At 66.7% G+C, this 20,264-nt stretch carries 15 protein-coding genes; 6 read left to right on the top strand and 9 right to left on the bottom strand.

The window, feature by feature from the left end; all coding sequences use genetic code 11:
* Nucleotides 1–88 precede the first annotated feature (88 nt).
* The 5 genes from AC06E7_RS06845 to AC06E7_RS06865 form a co-directional block, all read right to left on the bottom strand.
* On the bottom strand, nucleotides 89–469 hold the full coding sequence (locus tag AC06E7_RS06845; protein ID WP_478063716.1) for a tautomerase family protein: 381 nt from the start codon (nucleotides 467–469) through the stop codon (nucleotides 89–91).
* A 100-nt stretch (nucleotides 470–569) separates the two neighbouring features.
* On the bottom strand, nucleotides 570–890 hold the full coding sequence (locus AC06E7_RS06850; RefSeq protein ID WP_478063718.1) for a SymE family type I addiction module toxin: 321 nt from the start codon (nucleotides 888–890) through the stop codon (nucleotides 570–572).
* 322 nt (nucleotides 891–1,212) lie between these two features.
* Nucleotides 1,213–1,923 (bottom strand): 2OG-Fe(II) oxygenase, encoded by a 711-nt coding sequence (locus tag AC06E7_RS06855; RefSeq protein WP_217537816.1) that lies wholly within the window; start codon nucleotides 1,921–1,923, stop codon nucleotides 1,213–1,215.
* Between the two features lie 101 nt (nucleotides 1,924–2,024).
* Nucleotides 2,025–3,038 carry a class 1 fructose-bisphosphatase gene (locus tag AC06E7_RS06860; RefSeq protein WP_217537817.1) on the bottom strand — a complete coding sequence of 338 codons (1,014 nt, stop codon included), beginning with the start codon at nucleotides 3,036–3,038 and terminating at the stop codon, nucleotides 2,025–2,027.
* A 155-nt stretch (nucleotides 3,039–3,193) separates the two neighbouring features.
* Nucleotides 3,194–4,396: an amino acid aminotransferase gene (locus tag AC06E7_RS06865; protein WP_068854474.1), complete on the bottom strand. Its 1,203-nt coding sequence runs from the start codon at nucleotides 4,394–4,396 to the stop codon at nucleotides 3,194–3,196.
* 149 nt (nucleotides 4,397–4,545) lie between these two features.
* Here AC06E7_RS06865 and AC06E7_RS06870 point away from each other — a divergent pair, with 149 nt between their 5' ends.
* Nucleotides 4,546–6,681, top strand: coding sequence for a TonB-dependent receptor family protein (locus tag AC06E7_RS06870; protein WP_478063721.1), 2,136 nt, complete (start codon nucleotides 4,546–4,548; stop codon nucleotides 6,679–6,681).
* Between the two features lie 21 nt (nucleotides 6,682–6,702).
* On the opposite strand, the gene AC06E7_RS06875 is transcribed toward AC06E7_RS06870, so the two are convergent.
* Complete coding sequence (locus tag AC06E7_RS06875) at nucleotides 6,703–7,044, bottom strand: hypothetical protein (protein ID WP_184126341.1); 342 nt, start codon at nucleotides 7,042–7,044, stop codon at nucleotides 6,703–6,705.
* Between the two features lie 154 nt (nucleotides 7,045–7,198).
* Between AC06E7_RS06875 and AC06E7_RS06880 the strand changes: the two genes are divergently transcribed.
* The 3 genes from AC06E7_RS06880 to ligD all read left to right on the top strand — a co-directional run bounded on the left by AC06E7_RS06880 (nucleotide 7,199) and on the right by ligD (nucleotide 11,160).
* Nucleotides 7,199–7,597 (top strand): hypothetical protein, encoded by a 399-nt coding sequence (locus tag AC06E7_RS06880; RefSeq protein ID WP_068848077.1) that lies wholly within the window; start codon nucleotides 7,199–7,201, stop codon nucleotides 7,595–7,597.
* Between the two features lie 96 nt (nucleotides 7,598–7,693).
* Nucleotides 7,694–8,650 (top strand): non-homologous end joining protein Ku, encoded by a 957-nt coding sequence (ku, locus tag AC06E7_RS06885; protein WP_217537820.1) that lies wholly within the window; start codon nucleotides 7,694–7,696, stop codon nucleotides 8,648–8,650.
* A 5-nt stretch (nucleotides 8,651–8,655) separates the two neighbouring features.
* The gene (ligD, locus tag AC06E7_RS06890) at nucleotides 8,656–11,160 is read left to right on the top strand and encodes a DNA ligase D (RefSeq protein WP_478063724.1); all 2,505 of its coding nucleotides are present in this window, start codon (nucleotides 8,656–8,658) and stop codon (nucleotides 11,158–11,160) included.
* Nucleotides 11,161–11,174: 14 nt separating this feature from the next.
* Here ligD and AC06E7_RS06895 read toward each other — a convergent pair whose 3' ends face one another.
* Genes AC06E7_RS06895 through AC06E7_RS06905 form a run of 3 tightly spaced genes read right to left on the bottom strand, consistent with a single transcriptional unit; the run spans nucleotide 11,175 to nucleotide 13,205 of the window.
* Nucleotides 11,175–11,558 (bottom strand): hypothetical protein, encoded by a 384-nt coding sequence (locus AC06E7_RS06895; RefSeq protein WP_478063725.1) that lies wholly within the window; start codon nucleotides 11,556–11,558, stop codon nucleotides 11,175–11,177.
* 5 nt (nucleotides 11,559–11,563) lie between these two features.
* Entirely contained in the window at nucleotides 11,564–12,202 is a 639-nt protein-coding gene (eda, locus tag AC06E7_RS06900) for a bifunctional 4-hydroxy-2-oxoglutarate aldolase/2-dehydro-3-deoxy-phosphogluconate aldolase (RefSeq protein ID WP_478063726.1), read from the bottom strand.
* Complete coding sequence (locus AC06E7_RS06905) at nucleotides 12,189–13,205, bottom strand: sugar kinase (protein ID WP_478063728.1); 1,017 nt, start codon at nucleotides 13,203–13,205, stop codon at nucleotides 12,189–12,191. The genes eda and AC06E7_RS06905 overlap by 14 nt, the downstream gene beginning before the upstream one ends.
* A 274-nt stretch (nucleotides 13,206–13,479) precedes the next feature.
* Between AC06E7_RS06905 and AC06E7_RS06910 the strand changes: the two genes are divergently transcribed.
* Together AC06E7_RS06910 and AC06E7_RS06915 are read left to right on the top strand one after the other, a co-directional pair.
* Complete coding sequence (locus AC06E7_RS06910) at nucleotides 13,480–16,239, top strand: TonB-dependent receptor (protein ID WP_184126336.1); 2,760 nt, start codon at nucleotides 13,480–13,482, stop codon at nucleotides 16,237–16,239.
* A 259-nt stretch (nucleotides 16,240–16,498) separates the two neighbouring features.
* Nucleotides 16,499–20,260, top strand: coding sequence for a LamG-like jellyroll fold domain-containing protein (locus AC06E7_RS06915; protein WP_478064179.1), 3,762 nt, complete (start codon nucleotides 16,499–16,501; stop codon nucleotides 20,258–20,260).
* The last annotated feature ends 4 nt before the right edge of the window (nucleotides 20,261–20,264 follow it).

The raw sequence follows: 20,264 nt of genomic DNA on the forward strand, positions 1-20,264 counted from the left end.
TGCTGCCGGCAAGTAGGATCTCGTCTGCGGACCAGGTCATGCGGTGCAACCTTCAATGCAATGAGGGGCCGCAAGCCCGCTTGGTCGCTCACATCGCATACTGCGCCACGCCATTGCCGAACGACCAGTTCTCGCGCTTCACCTCCACCAGGTTGATGAAGACATCCTCAAGGCGAATGCCCACCGCGTCGTGCAGGCCATGGGCTACGGCGCCGTAGAACGCTTTCTTCTGCTCCAAGGTGCGGCCCTCGTTCCAGGTGACCTGGATGCAGATGAAGTCATCCGTGCGCGCAATGCCCAGGTAGCCGGGATCGTAGATGAGCCCATCCGGTTCGTGCTCCTGGATGATCTGGAAGCGATCGTCCTTGGGCACCCCGATGCTGAGCATGGCGTCATATACCACCTGGCCAACCTGCTGGCGGTAGGCGGCGGTCTTGCCTTTGCGGAGGTCAATGCGGGCCAGCGGCATGGCGGACTCCTCGCGGATAGGTGTGCCTGGCAATGGAAGCACATGGGCGGGTGCGGTGCCACCACATGGCGCTGCGTGGGGGCCCGCCCAGCCTCGGTCCTCAGCGGTCCTTTGCTTGCGCCCGCCACGTGATGGGCTTGTCTGCCGCAGTGCCCTGGCCTTCGAACTGGCTGTCGTTCCACAGCGGCCTGACGGTGATCTGGCCGTGGACCACTTCGATACGAATATGGACACCCACTTCAAAGCCGAACCTGCGCAGCCAGGTGCCGCGCAGCATCACAAAGGGAACGGGGCCAACGTGGTCGCGGTCGCGCTCGGAGATCTGCGGAACCGCACGCACGTTGTTGATCTGGCTGTACTGCATCCACCGCTCGCGCGGGACGCGTTGGTCTTCAGTCGGCTGGGCCGGGTCGCTCTTCATGGTTTGCCTCCAAACGGGGAATGGCCCCCGCCGGTGAGGGCGAGGGCGTCGGGAGGTCAAAAACCGTGCATAACCAGACGGCGGGCGTATTCCCCCGTGAAGGGTCTTGTATTAACCACCCTCCCGACATGGGGCATCCACTATTTTCGGTTATGCGGAGTTTTTGAGCTCCGGCACCCACCTTGCAGACCTCGCCCGCGCAACACAAAACGATTGTTTCTGTTGAATTTTCGATTTCAGTAGGCAGAGCCTACTGATTGACGCGTCCAGTCCGTTGCAGCATTCCGAATGCTGTTTCTGTGTGTGAACCACCCCACAGATCTCACCCACCCCCGTACAGCTTCTCCGCGCTCTGGAACAGGATCCAGCTTGTCGCAATGAACTTGTCCCCGCCCTGCGGGCGGTTGCCCCGGTGGGTGTGGGTGAATGCGGTAGGCGCAATCAGCAGGCTGCCGGTACGCGGGGCGATCTTCCGGTCCTGGAACAGGAACTCGGTTTCACCGGCGTCGAACTCGTCGTTGAGGTAGAGCGTCCACAGCAGGTGCCGGTGCAGGGTCTCCGCACCGGGGTCGCGCGGGTACAGCTCGCAGTGCCAATAGGGGTAACCGCCCTCGCCCGCCGCGTACCACTGCAGGTTGATGGCGCCCGGGCGCAGGCACGTACGGGCCAGTTCGGACAGCGCGTTGTCGTCCATGCCGGGGAAATCTTCAGCCTTCAGGCGGCGCGCGGTGCCATCGTTGTCTTGAACCTGCAACATCAGCGGGGAGATCAGCGCCTGTGGATAACGGCGTAGATAAGTCAAAACCCCGCTGAATACTGCCTGTTGCAGCTGGATTTCCACCTGGCGCCACTCGGGACGCCCACTTATGCGCAGATCCTTGCTGTGCTTGAGTTCCGGGAACACGCCGCTGCCTACTTCGCCGGGCTTCAACTGTGCGCTGGCGCGCATCCGGGCCTGTATGGCGGCGCAGGTCTCAACGGGGATGGCGTTGTGGATTACTTCGATGAAGTCGAGCGGGGTATCGGCCGGCATGGGGTCATCCGTGGGCGTTTCAGCCCGATGGTGACCTGTGTTGGTGCAGGTGTCACCCCGTTGCCATGATTGGGAACGGGGTCACAAAGGGTCGCGCTACGTCAGGCCCGGGCGTCGTGCTCGCGGTGGTAGCGGGTGGCTTCGGCCACTTCGTTGCGCGAGCCGAGGAACACCGGCACGCGCTGGTGCAGGTGGTCGGGCTGGATGTCCAGGATGCGCTCGCGGCCGGTGGTGGCGGCGCCGCCGGCTTGTTCCACCAACAGGCCCATGGGGTTGGCTTCGTACATCAGGCGCAGCTTGCCGGCCTTGCTGGGGTCCTTCTTGTCCCACGGGTAGATGAAGATGCCGCCGCGGGTAAGGATGCGGTGCACGTCGGCCACCATGCTGGCAATCCAGCGCATGTTGAAGTTCTTGCCGCGCGCGCCTTCCTTGCCGGCCAGCAGGTCCTGCACGTAGCCCTGCATCGGGGATTCCCAGTGGCGCTGGTTGGACATGTTGATGGCAAATTCCTGGGTGTCTTCGGGAATCGTCATGCCGCGCTGGGTGAGCACGAATTCGCCGGTTTCGCGGTCCAGGGTGAACGAATGGGTGCCGTGGCCGGTGGTGAGCACCATCTGCGTGCTGGGGCCGTAGATGCAGTAGCCCGCCGCGATCTGGGCAGTGCCGGGCTGCAGGAAGCTCTCGTCGGTGGGCTGTTCGGTGCCCGCCGGGCTGCGCAGCACCGAGAAAATGGTACCGACCGAGACGTTCACGTCGATGTTGGAGCTGCCATCGAGGGGATCGAACAGCAGCAGGAAGTCGCCGCGCGGGTAGGTGTCCGGCACGGGCTGGCAGTGGTCCATTTCCTCGGAGGCACAGGCCGCCAGGTGGCCGCCCCAGGCGTTGGCCTCGAGCAGGATCTCGTTGCTGATCACATCGAGCTTCTTCTGCGCCTCGCCCTGGACGTTGCCGGTACCGGCGTCGCCGAGCACGCCGCCCAGCGCGCCCTTGCTGACCGCGATGGAGATGTTGGTGCAGGCGCGGCCAACCACTGCGATGAGCTGGCGCAGGTCGGCATTGATGCGGCCTGCGTGCTGCTCTTCAATCAGGTACCGGGTAAGCGACGTACGGGACATGGAATGGCTGCCAAAGACATTTCGGGGGCCGTATTGTGGCCCGTTCGGCAGGGCATTACGAGGCAACCGGGACACGTAACCGGTTTCAACCTGCCTGCACGAAAAGAAAAACGGCCGCACGTGGCGGCCGTCCTTCATTTCACCGTTGCAGCAGCTCAGCCCTTGGCGACGGTCGACACGGCCTTGGCCACGTACTCCAGGTTGCCCTGGTTCAGCGCGGCCACGCAGATGCGGCCGGTGCCGACGGCGTAGATGCCGTACTCGTCGCGCAGGCGGTCCACCTGCGCGCGGCTCAGGCCCGAATACGAGAACATGCCGGCCTGGTCGTTGATGAAGGCGAACTCCGGCGCACCGGCGGCCACCAGCTTGTCCACCAGGCCGTGGCGCAGGGCGTGGATGCGCTCGCGCATCTCGGTCAGTTCCTGCTCCCACAGCTGGCGCAGCTCGGGGCTGGTCAGCACGCCGGCCACCAGGGCCGCGCCGTGGGTGGAGGGGCTGGAGTAGATGGTGCGGATGATGCGCTTGACCTGCGACTGCACGGCCTTGGCGGCGTTCGCATCCGGGGCCACCACCGACAGCGCGCCCACGCGTTCGCCATACAGCGAGAACGACTTGGAGTACGAGTTGGCGACCACGAAGCTGTCGATGCCGGCCTCGGCGATGATGCGCACGGCGGCGCCATCTTCGTCGATGCCCTTGTCGAAGCCCTGGTAGGCCATGTCGATGAACGGGAACAGCTGGCGTTCCTTCAGCAGCTCGGCCACCTGCTTCCACTGGGCCACGGTGAGGTCGGCGCCGGTGGGGTTGTGGCAGCAGGCGTGCAGCAGCACCACTGTGCCCGGCTGCAGCTTGTTCAGGTCAGCCAGCATGCCGGCGAAATCCACGCCGTGGGTGGCCGGGTCGAAGTAGGCGTACTCGACCACTTCAAAGCCGGCCGCGCCAAACACCGCGCGATGGTTTTCCCAGCTCGGGTTGCTGATGGCGATGGTGGCGTGCGGCAGCAGGCGGTGCAGCAGGTCCGCGCCCACGCGCAGGGCACCGCTGCCACCGATGGTCTGCGAGGTGGCCACGCGGCCGGCGGCCAGCAGCGGCGAATCTTTGCCGAAGACCAGTTCGCGGGTGGCCTGGGTGTAGGCAGGCAGGCCGTCGATCGGCAGGTAGCCGCGCGGTTTGGCTTCACCAGCCAGCTGCTGCTCGATCTGCTTCACGGCGCGAAGCAGCGGAATGCGGCCGCTCTCGTCGTAATAGATGCCCACGCCCAGGTTGACCTTGGTGGGGCGGCTGTCGGCGTTGTATGCCTCGGTCAGGCCCAGGATCGGGTCGCCCGGGACCAGTTCCACATTTGCAAAGAAGGACACGGCGGTACTCATTCGGATGACGGATGGGGGAGGTTGGCGCGAAACTACCTCATCGTAACAAAGCCTCGGCGTGGGCGCGGCGGCCGCCGTCACGCTTGGGACCGTACCCTGTCGTGCGGTGCTCATTTTCTGGAGATTCCCCTCTGCGCATGTTCCGTCCTATCCCCTTGGCGTACTGGTGTGCGCTGCTTTCGGCCACCGCCCTGCCGAACCTGGCACAGGCCCAGGCTGCCCCGGTTTCCGCTGCCCCGATCGAGCGGCTGCCCACGGTTCAGGTGCAGGCCGCACGGGGCCAGCAGGTGGCCGATGTGGATCTGCCGGCCTCGCTTAGCACGGTGTGGCTGGATGACGATGCCAACGGCAACCTGGCCCAGATCGCTGACGCTTTGAGCGGGGTGCCCGGCGTGGTCGCGCGCGACCGCCAGAACCTGGCCCAGGACACCCAGCTTTCCATCCGTGGCTTCGGCGCGCGTTCCACCTTCGGTGTGCGCGGGGTGCGGGTGCTGGTGGACGGGGTGCCGGCCACCATGCCCGATGGGCAGGGTCAGCTCTCGCACGCCAGCATGCTTTCCGCCCAGCGCGTAGAGGTGCTGCGCGGGCCGTTCTCGGCGCTGTACGGCAACTCGTCCGGCGGCGTGGTGCAGGTGTGGAGCGCCGATGGCCAGGCCGGCGATCCCTGGCGGCTGCGGGTGGCCGGCGGCAGCGACGGCACGCTCAGCGCCGGGGCGCAGCTGCGCGGCGAGCAGGGCCCGGTGCGCTACAACGTGGCGGCCAACCACTTCCGAACCGATGGCTGGCGCGAGCACAGCGCAGCGCGCCGCGAATCGGTGAACGCGCGGCTGGGCACCGACGTGGGCGGCGGCCAGCTGGACCTGATGCTGAACTACTTCGATTCCCCCGACGCGCAGGACCCGCTGGGCCTCACCCGCGAGCAGGTGCGGCAGGACCCGCGCCAGGCCACGGCGGTGGCCACCCAGTACAACACCCGGAAATCGGTGCGCCAGGCGCAGGCCGGGCTGGTGTTCACCCGCACCCAAGGGGCCCAGACCTGGCGCGCGATGGGCTATGCCGGGCAGCGCAGCGTGGAGCAGTTCCTGGCCATTCCGCCGGGGCCGCAGGCCAACCCGCTGCATGCCGGCGGGGTGATCGACCTGGACGGCGGCTATGGCGGGCTGGACCTGCGCTGGGCCCGGCAGGGAGAGTGGGCCGGGCGGCCGCTGGAAGTGGTGATCGGCGCCAATGCCGACCAGCAGCAGCAGGATCGACGCGGTTATGAGAATTTCGTCGGCGATACGCTGGGTGTGCGCGGCGCACTGCGGCGCGACCAGGCCGACCGGGTCCGCAACGTAGACCAGTTCGCGCAGGCGTTCTGGCAGTGGGCGCCGCGTTGGTCGCTGCTGCTAGGCGTGCGCCACAGCGAGGTGCGGTTCCGCTCCAACGACCACTACATCACCGCGCGCAACCCGGACGACAGCGGCGCGCGCGACTACGCGGCCACCACGCCGGTGGCCGGGGTGGTGTTCCACGCCAGCGATGCCTGGCGGGTGTATGCCTCGGCCGGACGCGGGTTTGAAACGCCCACCTTCAACGAACTGGGCTACCGGTCAGATGGCGCGGCCGGGTTGGCGCTCAACCTCTCGGCCGCCCGCAGCCGGAACCTAGAGCTGGGCGGCAAGTGGCGCGGTGCCGGTGGCGCGTCCTTCGATGCGGCGGTGTTCCGCGCCGATACTGATGACGAGCTGGCGGTGGCCAGCAACACCAACGGGCGCAGCACCTACCGCAACATCGGCAGGACCCGCCGGCAGGGCATGGAAGCCAGCCTGCAGCTGCCGATCACCGCAGCGCTGGAGGCCAGCCTGGCCTACACCTACGTGCAGGCCACGGTGCGCGAGCCGTATCTGGTGTGCGCGGGCACCGGCTGCGCCGTCCCCAACACGGTGGTGGCGGCCGGCTCACGCCTGCCCGGCGTGCCGGAGCAGCAGTGGTTCGGGCGGCTGCAGTACCAGCCGGGCACGTGGCAGTGGGCGGGCGAGGTGGTGGCGTCAAGCGATACGGTGGTGAACGACCTGGCCACCGACCAGGCGCCGGGGTATGCCCTGTTCAATCTGGAAGCGGCCCGCAGGTGGACCACCGCGCAGGGCGCGCTGCGGGTGTTCGCGAGGGTGGACAACGTGCTGGACCAGCGTTACATCGGCTCGGTGATCGTCAACGACGGCAACCAGCGGTTCTTCGAACCGGGGCCGGACCGACGCTACAGCGTGGGCGTGCAGTGGGCGTGGCAATGATCCCCGCCCACCCTGCCCCATTCACTTGGGAATCTTGGCCGGCACGAACGGCGACGTAGGGTCACTGGCGGGGAACGTCTCCTCCAATGCCTCGTCCTGGTTGTCGCTCTCATGCGCCTTGCGCGCGGCGCGGTGGTGCTCGTGCTCATCCCCGCCCGGGTGCGGCGCGGCGGCCGGGTCCTTGCGGTCGCGGGAGGGGTGTACCTCACCGGCGTGGACCGGGTCGATGCCGGTGCGCATGTGCTCGGGCGCTTCGGAGGGCGACATGCCGGCGCCGCGGTCTTCTTCGTTCTGCAGGTCGTGCTTGGCGCGCTGTTCGCCCGGTACCGGGGCGGTGGCTTCGCGCAGGGGATCGCGTTGCATGGTGGTGGTCTCCGTGGAGGGTTGGCTGGACTGTACGCACCCCCGAGGGGAGGCCGACGTGAAGCGCAGCGCGCCGATCTCAACGGATCTGTCACGGCTGGATAACGGCGGCGGGGCTATTCCTGCCAACCCCCACCGCTGCCGGAGACGTGCCATGCCCCGCCTGGATCGCCGTACCGCACCCGCGCTGTTCAACGCCTACCTGCAGCCGGACCGGAACGCGCGCCGCGGCCGTCGTCCGCGCGCCGAAGAGCCGGAGGCCGTTGCGCAGGACTATCTGCAGTACATGCGCAGCGATTACGAACGCCGCCGCAGTCAGGGAAGGCGCAGCTGGAAGGATCTGTACCCGGCGTATGCCTTCGCGCTGACCACCCACTACGCAGACTGGCCGCGTGGCAGCGACGACGACACCGACGGCGAGCTGGCCGAGCACTGGGAACAGATGCGCGGACAGTCGCGGCTGGGCTGGCAGCAGGCGCGCGCGATCGTCGAGGACGCCTGGATGGCGCTGGACCACATGCCCGCCGCCGCAGTGCACGGCCAGCTGCAGTAAGCGGCGCGTGCAGCCGGCCTTTACGGGCCGGACACGGGCGTTTCACGCCCTGCGCGGTACAGCTGGCCTCCCGCCTTGCACTGGAGTGGCGCCGCCATGGCCCGACCGATCTGGACTGGAACCCTGTCATTCGGGCTGCTGAATGTGCCGGTGTCGCTGATGTCGGGCGAGCGCAAGACCGACCTCAGCTTCCGCATGCTCGATTCACGCGACCGCAAGCCGATCCGCTTCGAGCGGGTCAACGCCGATACCGGCGAAGAAGTGCCGTGGAAGGACATCGTCAAGGCCTACGAATACGACAAGGGCAGTTATGTCGTGCTGGATGAGGCCGATATCAAATCGGCCGCGCCGGAAAGCCACGAAACCGTGGAAGTAGAAAGCTTCGTCGACGCCAGCCAGATCGACCCGCGTTACTTCGAAAAGCCCTACCTGCTGGTACCGGGCAAAAAGGCCGAGAAGGGCTACGTGCTCCTGCGCGAAACCCTGCGCAGCACCGGCAAGGTGGGGATTGCCCGCGTGGTGGTGCGCACCCGCGAATACCTGTGCGCGGTGATGCCGCACGAGCATGCGCTGGTGCTGCTCATCCTGCGCTACCCGCAGGAGCTGGTGGACCCGGAAGAACACAAGCTGCCCACCGGCTCGCTGGCTGACTACCGGATCAGCAGCAAGGAAACGGCGATGGCCGAGCAGCTGATCGAATCGATGTCCGGTGAATGGAAGCCGGATGACTACCACGACGAATTCCGCGAACGCCTGCAGGCAGTGCTGACCAAGCGCATCAAGCAGAAGGGCGGCACCACCACCGTGGAAGACGAGCCGGCCGCGCCGCATGACGCCACCACCAACGTGGTGGACTTCATGTCGCTGCTGCAGAAGAGCCTGGATGCGAAGAAACGCACCCCGGCCAAGAAGACGGCGGTGTCGAAGGTGGTGAAGAAGGCGACACCTGCGAAGAAGGCAGCCAAGACCACCAAGGCGGCAACCAAGGCGACCAAAGCCACGAAGGCGACGAAGAAGACTGCCAAGAGCGCGCCGACGCGCAAGGCCGGGTAAGCGCCATGTCGTTGCAGGAGTACCGGCGCAAGCGCCGCTTCGGTGAAACCCCCGAACCCGATGATGAGCGCCGGGGCGCCGTCGCGCGCCGCCCCATCTTCGTGGTGCAGCTGCATCACGCCAGCGCACGTCACTACGATTTCCGGTTGGAAGCCGATGGCGTGCTGAAGAGCTGGGCGGTGCCGAAGGGACCGTCGCTGCGCGTGGGCGAGAAGCGGCTGGCGGTGGAGGTGGAAGACCACCCGCTGTCCTACGCCACGTTCGAGGGCGATATTCCCGAAGGCCACTACGGCGCCGGGCATGTGGATGTCTACGACCACGGCACGTGGGCCTGTGATGGCGACCCGCTGGAGGCGATCGCCGCCGGCAAAGTCGACTTCGTGCTGCATGGGAGCCGGCTCAAGGGCGGCTGGAAGCTGGTGCGCACCAACATGAAAGGGAAGCAGCATCAGTGGCTGCTGATCAAGCGTGATGACGAAGAGGCGCGCGATACCGACGCGGACGCGCTGCTGGAGGAAGGTGTGACCACAAAGACAAGCTCCAGCCGCTCTTCCAGGACGACAAGGACGATCAAACCGGGTGCACGCCGCAATGCCGACGCGCGCTGGGCAAAACGCGCGCTGTCGCTGCAGCATGCACGCGACAAGCCCTATCCCCACGACTTCAAACCCCAGCTCACCGATCACCGCGACACTGCACCCGACGGCGAAACCTGGCTGCACGAGATCAAGTGGGATGGCTACCGCCTGCTGGCCGATCTGCGCGATGGCGTGGTGGCGCTGCGCTCGCGCAACGGCTTGAACTGGACGGAAGATTTCCCGGAAGTGGTGCAGGCCATTCAGGCACTGCCGGTCACCGACCTGCGCCTGGATGGCGAACTGGTGGTGTTGGATGCGCAGGGCCGCAGCGATTTCACCGGCCTGCAGAAAGTGATTGACGGCACCGCCAGGCAGCCGCTGCGCTACGTGGTGTTCGACATGCCCGGCGTGGCCGGTGTGGATATCAGCCGCGCGCCGCTGCTGGATCGCAAGACACTGCTGAAGGACCTGCTGGGTGACACGCCCGGCACACTGGCATACAGCGACCACGTGCTCGATCACGGCCCGGCGGTATTCGAGGCAAGCGGCAAGGCCGGTTTCGAAGGCATCATCAGCAAGCGCGTGGATGCGCCGTACGTCAACGCGCGCTCGCCCAGCTGGGTGAAGGTGAAGCACGAGAACACCGATGAGTTCCTGGTGGTGGGATACACCGACCCGAAGGGATCGCGCAGTGGCTTCGGCTCACTGTTGATGGCTGCGCCCGACAAAGGCGGTCTACGTTATGTGGGCCGCGTAGGTACCGGCTTCGATGATGCCAAGCTGGCTGCGATGCACCGCCAGCTGAAGGCATTGGATACCGACAAGGCCGCCGTGGAACTGCCCTCGCACGTGCCGTTCAAGGCGAGCAGCGTGCATTGGGTCAACCCCACGCTGGTAGCCGAAGTCGCCTTCCGTGGCTGGGCCAAGGAAGGGCTGCTGCGGCAGGCCAGCTTCAAGCGGCTGCGCGAAGACAAGACGGCCAAGGAGCTGGGCGCGGCGGCCACTGCGGTACCTGCCAAGGCCGCGAAGGCCACCAAGGCACCCGCAAAGGCGAAAGCGCCTGATCGCTACGCCGACGGCGTGACCATCTCGCACCCCGAACGTGTGGTGTTCGCCAAAGCCAGACTGACCAAGGGCGACGTCGCCGACTATTACCGGCAGATGGCGCGCTGGATCCTGCCCGAGGTCGCCCGCCGCCCGCTGTCACTGCTGCGCTGCCCCGATGGCGTGGACAAGCAGTGCTTCTTCCAGAAGCACCACGGCACCGGCCTGGGCGATGCGGTGGAATCCATCCCGTTGGAGCAGAAGAGCGGCCGCGAGGACTACCTCTATATCGAAGACACCGAAGGCCTGCTGCAGCTGGTGCAGATGAACACCCTGGAGCTGCACCCGTGGGGCGCCAGCGTGGACGACCCCGAGCATCCTGACCGGTTGGTGTTCGACCTGGATCCCGGTGAGGGCGTGACCTGGACAGCGATCAAGGCTGCGGCACGCGATGTGCGCGACCGCCTGCAGGAGATCGGGCTGGAGAGCTTCGTACGCCTGTCCGGCGGCAAGGGCATCCACGTGGTGGTGCCACTCACGCCCAAGGCGGATTGGGCGCAGGCCAAGGATTTCTGCGAATCGTTCGCCCAGGCAATGGCCGAGCACGCACCGGATCGCTACGTGGCCACGATGAGCAAGGCCAAGCGCACCGGCGTGATCTTCATTGATTGGCTGCGCAATGCGCGCGGTGCCACAAGCGTGTGTTCATGGTCGCTGCGTGCCAGGCCATCAGCCGGCGTGGCAGTGCCGCTGCGCTGGGAAGAGCTGGGACGCATCACCGCCGCCGATGCGTTTCCGTTGCCCAAGGCGCTGCAGCGTGCGCAGAAGCTGAAGAAAGATCCCTGGGAAGGGATCGATCAGGTCAAGCAGGTGTTGCCTACGCTGTGATCGGGGGCGCGGACTCACCGAGGCCGATATCGCGCCCCCAACCAGATTCCAATCGCCTGCACCGGCAACGACACCAACAGCGACACCACGAACCAGAACGGGTAATCGCTGCCCAGGTCCCACGCGGCAAACACGGACGCGGCGGCAATCAATACCCACACCACGCCGCCATGTACGTACGGCCACATGGGCGCATAGCGCGCCGCAAATGCCGTAGCGGCAATGCCACCCAGGATCGTCCAGCCCAGGTCCCACGCCAGCCGCACCTCGCCCTCGCCCAACCCCAGCCAGGGCGCGATCCATCCACCGGCACCGCTCACCATGCCCAGCACGAACAGCGCCACGACGACGCAGAGCACCGAGAGCACTACGGTCTTCGCGGTGGACAGCGCGGACATCGCGCTCAGCCCACCAGCGCCGCCGATGCCCGCGCCAGTTCCTCGATCCCCGCCCAATCGCGCGCCTGCAGCAGCGCCCGCGTGGTCAACCAGGACCCACCGACGCACAGCACATTGGGCAGGTGCAGGAAATCGCGCGCGGTCTGCGCGCTGATTCCGCCGGTCGGGCAGAACCGCACATCGCCGAACGGGCCGTTCCATGCCGACAGCATTGCCGTGCCACCGGCCTGCACCGCAGGGAAGAACTTGAACGTATCCAGCCCGTGCTCCAGCCCCAGCATCAGCTCGGACGAGGTGGCCACGCCCGGCAGGAACGGCAGGTCGGTATCGCGCGCGGCGGCGTACAGCCGTTCGGTCGCACCGGGCGCCACCGCAAAGCGGCCACCTGCGGCCTTGACCCGCTCCATCTGGGTGGCGGTCAGCACGGTACCGGCACCGACCACCGCATCGGGCACAGCCTCCACCATCGCCTGGATCGCCTCCATTGCAATGGGGGTACGCAGGGTCACCTCGATCACCGGCAGCCCGCCGTTGAACAGCGCCTGGGCGACATGCACCGCCTCGTCCACGCTTGCAGGGGTGTACACCGGAATCACCGGGGCCAGTTTCAGGACTGCGCGTACGCGCGGATCAGCGCCGGACATCGAATCGCTCCTCGCCCGTCAGGGCCAGTACGTCAGCTTCACTGACGGGGTTGAAATCACCGGGGATGGAATGCTTCAGGCTGGCCGCGGCCAGGCCGAAACGCACGATCATGTCCGGTTCGAACCCTTGCATCATGCCATGCAGGATGCCGGCAGCGAATGCATCGCCGCCGCCAATGCGGTCGACGATGCCGATCAATTCGCGCGCGGGCGCCACCGCGCGGGTGCCGTCGCGGCCCAGCAGCATCGCGCCGAGCGTGTGGTGATCCACGCTGACCGGGGTGCGCTGCGTGCACGCCATCCACTGCAGGCGCGGGAAGGCGGCGAAGGCCTGTATCGCAGCGGCGTCCACGCGGTCGGCCAGCGCGGGCTGCTCGAACTGCCCGCCCAGCACCACGCCGATATCGCGGTAGTCGGCAAACGCCACCGTGGCGCAGCCGAACAGCTCGCGCAGGATGCGCGGTGCATCGCCTTCCCAGCGCGCCCACAGCGACGGGCGGAAGTTGCCGTCGAAGGAGACCTTGACCCCGCGCTCGCACGCCGCGCGCGCTGCGACCAGGGTCGCCTCGGCCATCGCCGGGTTCAGCGCCGGGCTCACCCCGGACAGGTGCAGCCACTGCGCGCCGCGCAGCAGCGCATCCCAGTCATAGTCGGCCGCCGTGCCCAGCGAGAAGGCAGAGTCCACGCGGTCGTAGACTACTTCGCTGGCGCGTTGCACCGCCCCGGTGGTGAGGAAGTACAGTCCCATGCGGCCGGGACGGGTCTGCACAGTGGAGGTGCCCACGCCATGCTTTCGCAGTTCCCCGGCCACGAACTGGCCCAGCGGGTTGGCCGGCAGCGTGCTGACCATCTGCACGGTGTGCCCGAAGTGGGCCAGCGAAACCCCCACGTTGGCCTCCGCGCCGCCGGCATGCACGGCCAGCTGCGGCGTCTGCAGCAGCAGCTCACGGCCCGGCGCGCTCATGCGCAGCAACAACTCCCCGAAACAGACAACACGACTCATGGCGATGGATCCCTTCGTGGTGGGCATGACCTGCGGGTCAGGGCCCGGACAGTAATGGCTAGCGGTGTCATTCTAGCGGTGCGGCGGCCTTCGTCTACCCGGCCGGTTTGTCGGAACCTATGTCCCGCAAGCGTCTACGGGACATTGAAAGTCTGTTGCGGTGCAAGATGCCCGATCTCCAACGGACTGTTAACGTCCGCCCTGACCAGCGGTGTCATTGCACTGACATGTCGCCGGATAGCTGTTTCATGTAGCACCTTGGGAGAGGGAAAACATGCAATATCGAAACATCCATAAAAAGACACCGGTTACCTTGCTCGCCCTGTCCATCGGCCTGGCGCTGAGCGGTACCACCCTGGCGCAGGATCCTGCCCCGGCCACAGCCACCGACCTGGATACCGTCACCGTCACCGGCTACCGCGCCAGTGTCGAGAAGGCGCTGGACATCAAGCGCAGCGAATCGGGCGTGGTCGACGCCATCGTTGCCGAGGATATCGGCAAGTTCCCCGATCTGAACCTGGCCGAGTCGCTGCAGCGCGTGCCGGGCGTGGTCATCACCCGTGAAGCCGGTGAAGGCCGCAACATCTCGGTGCGCGGCCTGGGTCCGGATTTCACCCGCGTCCGCATCAACGGCATGGAAGCGCTGACCACGGTAGGCGCGGGCGACCAGAGCGGCGGCACCAACCGCGGCCGTGGCTTCGACTTCAACGTGTTCGCCTCGGACCTGTTCTCGCAGCTGATCGTGCGCAAGACCGCGTCGGCCGACGTGGAAGAAGGCTCGCTGGGCGCCACGGTCGACCTGCGCACCGCGCGCCCGTTCGATTACGACGGCTACACCTTCGCCGCCAGCGGCCAGGCCAGCTACAACGCCATGGCCCAGAAGGCCGACCCGCGCGTCGCCGCGCTGATCTCCAACACCTGGGCCGATGGCACCTTCGGGGGCCTGCTGTCGGTGGCCTATTCCGAGCGCCAGGCACTGGAAGAAGGTTCCAACACCGGCCGCTGGGCCAACGGCCCGAGCAACGGCAACTTCAGCGCGTCTTCGCCGTTCGCCGCCGCGCGATCGGCCAACGTCTACCACCCGCGCTTCCCGCGCTACGTGCAGATGGAACACGAGCAGAAGCGCCTGGGCGTGACCGGCACCCTGCAGTGGAAGCCGACCGACGCCACTGAAATCTCGCTGGATGCGCTGTACTCGAAGATCGACGCCGAGCGCGACGAGCACTACATCGAAGCCATTTCCTTCAGCCGCGGCACCAGCAGCACCCCGCGCCTGGTCGGCAAGCCGAACATGATCGTCAAGGACGGCGTGATCGAGAACAACGCGCTGGTCTACGGTGAATTCGACAACGTCGACATCCGCACCGAAAACCGCCACGACGAGTGGAGCACCGAGTTCAAGCAGATCGCGTTGAACGGCCAGCACCGCTTCGGCGATGACTTCACCTTGTCCGGCAAGGTCGGCATCTCGCGCTCGAAGCACGAGAACCCGATCCAGACCACCATCATCATGGACAAGTACGATGTGGATGGTTACAGCTACGACTACCGGGGCAACAGCCGGTTCCCGAAGCTGAACTACGGCATCGACCCGACCAACCCGGCGGGCTGGGAACTGGCGGAAATCCGCCTGCGCCCGCAGTACGTCGACAATGACTTCGACACCGGCCAGGTCGATTTCAACTGGAACATCAGCCCCGGCTTCCGCCTGAAGGGCGGCATCCTGGCCAAGAACTACACCTTCAGCACCGTGGAACTGCGCCGCGCCAGCGAACTGGCCGTGCCCAACTTCCCCAACGGCACCAAGATCGTGCCGGTGGACATGACCGAGCAGGCCGGCCTGAAGGGCATCACCGGTACGCCTGACCAGTGGGTCGTGCCGAACCTGGACGCCATTGCAGACCAGTTCGACATCTACAGCAACTCGGGCATCTTCGCCGTCGCCCCGCGCGCCAACAACGTGCGCAGCGTGGATGAGGAAGACCGCGGCGGTTACCTGATGGGCGAATTCTCCACCGACCTGGGCAGCATTCCGTTCTCCGGCAACTTCGGTGTGCGCTACGTCAAGACCAAGCAGAGCTCCACCGGTCTTTCCACGCTGGCCACCGGCACCGTGTCCACCACGGTGGACCGCAGCTACGACGACACCCTGCCTTCGTTCAACGTGGTGGCCGAAGTGGCACCGGACTTCCTGATCCGCCTGGGTGCGGCCAAGGTGATGAGCCGCCCGGGCCTGGGCAGCCTGACTCCGGGCGCCACGGTGGCCGTGGCCGGCGGTGCGCGCACGATCTCCAGCGGCAACCCGAACCTCGACCCGATCCGGGCCACCAACGTGGACCTGGGCTTCGAGTGGTACTTCAGCGAAGGCGCCATGGCCGGTATCGGCCTGTTCTACAAGGACATCGAAAGCTTCGTGCAGACCACCCGCGAAGTGGCGCCCTACAGCGCCAGCGGCCTGCCGGCCGAGCTGCTGATCGGTACCGGCGCCTCGCCGGCCGATGACTTCACCTACACCAAGCCGGTCAACACCCCCGGTGGCGAGCTGCACGGTGTGGAAGCGAACTACACCCAGCCCTTCACCTTCCTGCCGGGCAACTGGTCCAACCTGGGCATCCAGTTGAACTACACCTGGGTTGAATCGCAGATCCAGTACATCAACTCCAGCGGCCAGCCGGTGATGAAGGCCGACCTGACCGGTCTGTCCAAGTCGAGCTGGAACGCCACGCTGTTCTACGAAGGCAAGGTGTTCTCCGGCCGCGTTTCGGCCACCAACCGCGACGACTACCTGACCCAGGTGCCGGGCACCGAAGCAGGCTTCAACGTGGATGGTACCCACGGCATGACCGGCACCACCTTCATCGACGCCTCGATCCGCTACGCGATCAGCGACAAGCTGGAGCTGAGCCTGGAAGGCATGAACCTGACCAACGAAGCCAGCGACGAGTGGGTGTACTCGCCGGCCACCGGTCGCCTGCCGCTGCAGTACACCGAAACCGGCCGGCAGTTCATGCTGGGCGCGCGCTACAAGTTCTGATCCATCGCAGACCCGGCGGCGGCGTGCACGTGCACGCCGCCGCTGCTGCGACGCAAGATGTTGGGGAACCGCTGCTTTGCTAGCGTGTGCTGCGTGCAGGCGTGCGGCGGGGATGTCCGCGCGCCTGCGCGCAGCGCACGTGCACTGCGTTGTGCCGCTCTCCAACGCCACTGCCGTACTGCTGAGTTGTCGAAAGGAACCTGCCATGCCGCTGCACGTTGTCCGTTCGCCCCGCCGTATCCGCCTTTCCGCCAGCCTGATGTTGCTGCTGCTGGGAGGCAGTGCCGGCGCCTGGGCACAGGGCGCGCCGCAGCTGCTGTTCCATGTGTCGGCCGACAACGGCTTCACCGCCGATACCGCGCAAGGCGAGGCGGTTCCGAACTTCCAGGACAAGGTCAAACGCGTGCCCGATGGCGCGCACGGTGCTGCCATCCAGTGGGAAGACGACGGCGTGCTGTCGTGGAACGCGCCGGGCAACATCCAGGCACAACGCGGCACCCTGGGCTTCTTCTGGCGCCCCCGCTACGCGGTGGGTGAAGCGCCGTTCGTGATTTTCCGGGTCGGCTATGCCGACCACAGCAGCTGGGACATGGCCTGGCTGCGCATCGACTGGAACGGCCACGGCTTCGATGCCTTCGTGACCGACGCCAACCTGGCACGCACCCGCGTGTCATTCAAACTGGATGCCCTTCCGTCGCCAGAGCAGTGGCAGCACATCGCCTTCGGCTGGGACGAGAACCACGGCGTGCGCCTGTACGTGGACGGCAAAGAGGTCGCCCGCCAGGAAACCACCGCCGATTACGATGCGGCGCTGGACCAGCTCGGCCTGGCCGGCCGGGTGATGGCGCCCTACCAGGTGCAGAGCCGCTATAACTTCCTGCGCGGCAGCGATGTCGACGAGATCCGGGTGTACGACCGGCTGCTGGATCCCGCCGGAATGTCCGCGCTGGCGGCGAACAAGGCACCGAGCACCGCCGTCGCCGATACCGGCGCGATGCGCGCGTGGAACCATCGCTTCGGCTGGGACAGCGCCGCTCCGCCCGCGTTGGCCAGCCCGACCACCACCATCCGCAAGATCGAGTTCGCCGACACCAAAGACCACAAGCAGTGGATGTGGAAGGCTACCGACGGCATCGCCGAGACCACCTGGCCGGGCGTGTACAACCGCTCGCGCCTGCCCGGTCGCAACGACTATTTCCAGCTGCCCGACTGGAACACCTACGTGGAAGGCGGGCAGCAGCTGGACCTGACCCTGCCTGAGGGTGAGACCGTCAACCGCATCGAAGTGCGCGGCGCGGCCTTTGGCGCGCTCAGTCACAGCGCGGGCAGCGCGGCGGCCACAACGCTGCTGCAGCGCCCGCAGGGCGTGGTGCGCAGCGTCGACCAGATTCCGGCGCAGACCGGCGGGGTGCTGCACTTCCGCAACACCGCGCAGGAAACCCCCATCCAGGAAATCTGGGCCTACCAGGTCAGCGACGCGCCCGAGCCGACCGGCACCGTCAAGCAGCGTTACCTGATCGACAGCCAGGCATTGCCCGACTACCTCAACATCACCGCGCTGCGCGACTACATCGACGGCCGCTATCCGGCGGCCGAACGCAGCACCGTGATGGCCCTGCCCAAGGGCGCAGGTTCGCGGCGGCGTGCGGCCGATACGCTGCCGGCCAACCCGCTGCCGATCGTGCACGTGCTGATTCCTTCCGGCGTGGGCGACGCCCCCGCTGCGCAGCCCTTGATCCGCAGCTGGGCGCACAGCTGGGAAAACATGCATGACGGGCTGGACGGCGTGGCCATCGACCTGCCTGCGCTGGACCTGCCGGCGGCGAAGCACGGGCTCATTCCGCTCAACATCCGCATCAAGGACCCGATCTGGCCGGCGCGCGACATGATCGACGTGTCGGTGTCGGTGAAGCCGAACGAGAAGCGCACGCTGTGGCTGGACCTGCGCGACCGCATCCTCACCGCCGACAGCCTGTGGATCAGCATCGCTTCCGGTGCGCCCGGATTCAACGCCGGCTCGCTGGACGGCGCGGAAATCCGCATGGTGTACAAGGATCGCGCCGAAGCGAAAAAGGAACATGTAGCCGACCGCTTCAACCAGGCCCGCGACAACTGGGGCTTCCTGGTCGAAGAGCACACCACCTCCAAGCGCCAGCGCCTGTATGCGCGCGTGTACGCGGACCTGACCGACCTGCTGCGGGTCGACCCGGACCACGAACTGGGGCGGCTGTACTGGAACTACATCAGCTACAACAGCCAGGGCAAACCGCCGTTCACCCAGCCCGATGCGCCCAAGGGCGTGCCGCTGTGGGCGTTCCGCCAGACCGAAGACCTGAAGTACGTGCGCCGCTTCGTGGACTGGTGGATCGACAACCGCCAGATCGCCTACGGCGATTTCGGCGGCGGCATCTCCGACGACACCGACCTGACCCAGCAGTGGCCGGGCCTGGCGCTGATGGGCGTGGAGCCGGACCGGCTCAACCGCTCTCTCACCGCGCTGTCCGACGCGGTGTACCGCAACGGCATGTTCTCCAATGGCTTGAGCACCATCGAAACCGATGAGCTGCACGCCTACGAGGAAGGCATCAACGCCAACAGCGCCATGCTCTACCTCAACTGGGGCGACCCGCTCACGGTGGAGCGCCTGATGGAAACGGTGAAGGCGTTCGACGAGCGCATCATCCTGCCCAACCCGCAGGGTCACCTGCTGTTTTCCAGCAACTGGTTCGGCGGCAACAAGGTCTACCGCGAGCCGAACTGGCAGTGGCAGAAGCCGTATTCGTTCCCGGCGCTGCACCCGGCCTTCCTGATGGGCCAGTACAACGCTGACCCGACCGGCCGCAAGCTGGTCACCGGACTGGCCGACAGCTACCTGGCCCACGCCTACACCGACGACAAGGGCCGCTGGGCGCTGCCCAACGAGATCAACTGGGCCACGGGCAAGGTGCGCGGCGGTGAGCTCAACAACGGTTCCGGCGGCGGCGATGTCATGCACACGTTCTGGGCGGCGTGGCGCTGGAGTGGCGACGACAAGTACCTGAAGGCGCTGGACTACCGCGTGCAGCGGGGTGGCCCTGGCGCACTGGCCAACCTGGGCGAAAACTTCGTCGAGGTGCTGGGCAAGGGCGCGGAGTGGAACCCCGGCCTGGTCGCCGATGCCGACGCCGGCAACACCGGGTTCTCCAGCCTGATGGCGTGGCAGGCCACTGGTGACAAGAAGTACCTGGAGGCGCTGCACGCCGATGGCATCCAGGCCAAGGCGCAGCGCGAGTACATGAACACCGAAGGCCACTGGTGGTCCGACCGCGTCGAAGCACCGAGCGAGTTCCTGCAGCGCGCCCGCCTGGGCGGTATCGCGCTCAAGCGCAACCAGAGCTGGCCGGGCCACACGGTGAGCTGGCGCTTCGCCCAGCCCGATGCAGCCGAGCAGGTCGCGTTGCTGGTGCATGCGCCGTCGACCGAGCGCTTCAAGGTGATTGCCTACAACACCGGCAAGCGCGCGGTGGATGCGCAGATGAGCACTTGGAATGTCACCGCCGGGAGCTGGCGGATGACCAGCGGGGTCGATCGCGACGGGGATGATCGGATCGACGGCAGGGCCGACGTGCGCGAGGTGACGCTGGAGCGCAGCGCGTCCGTGCCACTGCGTTTCGCGCCAGGGCAGGCGCAGGTGGTGGAGTTCGAGCTGATCCAGGCGGGCATGCCGGTGGAACAGCGGCCCGACCTGGCGGTAGGCCGTGGCGACGTGCGCGTGGATGGCCGCCAGGTGCACGTGACCGTGCACAGCCTGGGGCATGTGGGCACGCCGTTGGGCACGGCGGTGCTGGAAGATGCGGGCGGGCGCGAGCTGGCGCGGATCGAGATTCCAGCGATGGCAGCGCCCACGGATCTGGTGCCCAAGACAACCACGGTGGCATTGCCCCTGCCGGCCGGCAACCGCAGCGGCCTGAAGGTGCGGGTGATGTTGGCCGATGGCGGCGCCGAAGTGACCCAGCTCAACAACGTGGTGGCGGTCGAGTGACCGC

The sequence above is a fragment of the Stenotrophomonas sp. Steno-Z4 genome (assembly GCF_056393145.1).